Annotated in this window: 2 protein-coding genes; one reads left to right on the top strand and one right to left on the bottom strand. The window is 70.6% G+C overall.

Features of this window, described 5'->3' with window-relative positions; genetic code table 11:
• Positions 1-134: 134 nt before the first annotated feature.
• The gene (locus ACFWFI_RS42250) at positions 135-881 is read right to left on the bottom strand and encodes a hypothetical protein (protein WP_387401200.1); all 747 of its coding nucleotides are present in this window, start codon (positions 879-881) and stop codon (positions 135-137) included.
• A gap of 105 nt (positions 882-986) precedes the next feature.
• On the opposite strand from ACFWFI_RS42250, the gene ggt reads away from it, so the two are divergent.
• Complete coding sequence (gene ggt / locus ACFWFI_RS42245) at positions 987-2,792, top strand: gamma-glutamyltransferase (protein WP_387401198.1); 1,806 nt, start codon at positions 987-989, stop codon at positions 2,790-2,792.
• The last annotated feature ends 45 nt before the right edge of the window (positions 2,793-2,837 follow it).

The following is a 2,837-nucleotide window of genomic DNA, read 5'->3' as shown; positions in this document are numbered from 1 at the left end:
CCACGCGTTCAGCTTCGGAGAGGGGTCGGGACGGCAGTGCCACGGCCGTCCCGGAAGAGACCTGCCCGCAGCGGGGTTCGCACCGCTGGAGATGTGTGCGGGAGGGAGCCGAGGGCCCGCCCGCCTGGCGTGCCTCAGCCGGCGGCCCGGTGCGAAGTGCGGGGCGCGGCGGGCAGAGGCGCCTGTGCCGCCCGCGTCACATCGCCGACCAGCTCGACCACATCGGGCCCGTACGCCTGGGAGTTGACCACCTTCAGGAGCAGCACGAACGAGCCGTTACGGTGCTTTCGCTGCAACTTCTCGTAGTTGCGCATCAGATAACGCGAGGCCGCCTGGTTGGTGATGGCGCGCTGGCCGCAGAGCAGGAAGACGGGGCGGGCGTCCTGGCCGCCGGTCAGCCGTGCGAGCAGCACATGTTCGGACGTTCCCGGCTCCAGCCGGTAGCGCTCCGAACCCACCTGGAAGGCCGCCCGGTCGGGGCCCGGCTCGGGCCCGGTATTGATCTTCACCCCCGGCAGCAGCGACTGCAGGTGCGCGGCCATACGCCGGTTGGACCCCGGCCCGCCGACACAGAACTCCGTGCGTTCACCGAAGCCCTGATGGGCGGTGTCGTGGGACACGATCTGCGCGTGTGCGGCGCAGTCCTTGATGAGAGCCGAGAGTTCGAGCAGTGCGAAGACGTCATGGCGGTGGACCGCGCCGTCGCCACCGGCATCGCGATTGACGACGAGCAGGCACTCGGAATTCCCCGGCATCCCGAAGAAGGCCTGCTTGCGGCGGAGTTTGCGCCGCCAGAGGTATGTGCGGGCGAGCCAGCCCAGGGCGGCGCTGATTCCGGCAGCTATGAGGCCGAGCACGATGTTGCGTACGTCGTCATTCATGAGCGGGCATATTAGCGGTCCGTCCGGACGTGTGGCCGAGGCGGTCCTGACGGTACGGGTGGTGCGGCGTTACCCTGCGCGGACGATTCTTCACAGGAGGTACGGATGCGTCGTTCCGTCGGCCGGAATGTGTCGTTCCTAAGTGTGATCGCAGTCATCGGCTCGCTCGGTGCCGCGGCGCCGGCAGCTTCGGCGCCACCCGTGCCACCTCCCAAGTCCCCGCTGGCGGTGGGATACGGGGGAGCCGTGTCGAGCGTCGACGCGGACGCCTCCGCGGCCGGTATCGAGGTACTCCGCAAGGGAGGCAACGCCGTTGACGCGGCCGTGGCCACCGCCGCGGCGCTGGGTGTCACCGAGCCCTACTCGGCGGGAATCGGCGGCGGTGGGTACTTCGTCCACTACGACGCCAGGACCGGCAGGGTGCAGACCATCGACGGCCGCGAGACCGCCCCCCGGAGCGCGGACTCCTCGCTCTTCCTGGAGAACGGGCAGCCGATCCCCTTCAACGACGCCGTCACCAGCGGGCTGGGGGTCGGTACCCCCGGCACGCCCGCGACCTGGGAGAAGGCGCTCGACGCCTGGGGCAGCAAGCCGCTCGGGCGGCTGCTCGAACCGGCCGAGCGGCTGGCCCGTGACGGATTCGTCGTGGACGAGACCTTCCGCTCGCAGACCGCGGCCAACGAGGCGCGGTTCGCCGACTTTCCCGCGACCGCCGAACTCTTCCTCCCCGGCGGTCAATTGCCGGTGACAGGATCGGTGTTCAAGAATCCCGACCTCGCCCGTACCTACCGGACGCTCGGACGCGAGGGCGTCGACGAGCTGTACCGGGGCGAGCTGGCCCGGGACATCGTGTCCACGGTGCGGAAGCCGCCCGTGGACCCGGCGGCAACGCGAGTGGTGCGTCCGGGAGATCTTACGACCGGGGATCTGAAGGCCTACCGCGCGCTGCGCCAGGCCCCGACGAAGGCCGCCTACCGTGGCCTCGACGTGTACGGCATCGCGCCGTCCTCGTCCGGGGGCACGAGCGTGGGTGAGGCCCTCAACATCCTTGAGTCGACGGACCTTTCGAAGGCGAGCGAAACGCAGTACCTGCACCGCCTCATCGAGGCGAGCCGGATCGCGTTCGCCGACCGCGGCCGATGGGTCGGCGACCCCGCGTTCGAGGACGTGCCGACGCGGGAGCTGCTCAGCCAGCGGTTCGCCGACTCGCGCGAGTGCCTCATCAAGGACGACGCGGTGCTCACGAGCCCGCTCGCGCCGGGCGACCCGCGCGACCCTGCCCGCTGCGCCACCGGGGGCGAGGCCGCCCCGACGACGTACGAAGGTGAGAACACGACGCACCTGACCACCGCCGACAAGTGGGGCAACGTCGTCGCGTACACCCTGACGATCGAGTCGACGGGCGGCAGCGGTATCACCGTGCCTGGCCGGGGGTTCCTGCTCAACAACGAGCTGACCGACTTCTCGTTCGCGCCGGCGAATCCGGCGGTCCACGACCCGAATCTGCCCGGTCCGGCCAAGCGTCCGCGCTCGTCGATCTCGCCGACCATCGTGCTGGAGCACGGAAAGCCCGTACTCGCTCTGGGATCGCCGGGCGGTGCCACGATCATCACCACCGTCCTCCAGTCGCTGACCGGCCACTTGGACAGGGGGCTGCCGCTCGTCGAGGCGATCGCCGCCCCGCGCGCCAGCCAGCGCAACTCGGCCACCACCGAGATCGAGCCGGGGCTGTGGGACAGCCCGGTGCGCAAGGAGTTGGAGGCCCTCGGGCACGTGTTCAAGGCGAACCCGGAGATCGGGGCCGCCACGGGCATCCAGCGCCTCCCCGGAGGGCGCTGGCTCGCGGCAGCCGAAAAGGTGCGGCGCGGGGGCGGGTCGGCCATGGTGGTATCGCCGAGCGGCCGTTCCTGACCGATCGGCACAAGCAGCGGCCTCGGGGCCGGAAGGGCGTGGTTC

Origin of the sequence: Streptomyces sp. NPDC060209 (assembly GCF_042728155.1) — a bacterium.
Taxonomy (GTDB): domain Bacteria; phylum Actinomycetota; class Actinomycetes; order Streptomycetales; family Streptomycetaceae; genus Streptomyces.
This window is presented reverse-complemented; position numbering and strand designations above follow the sequence as displayed.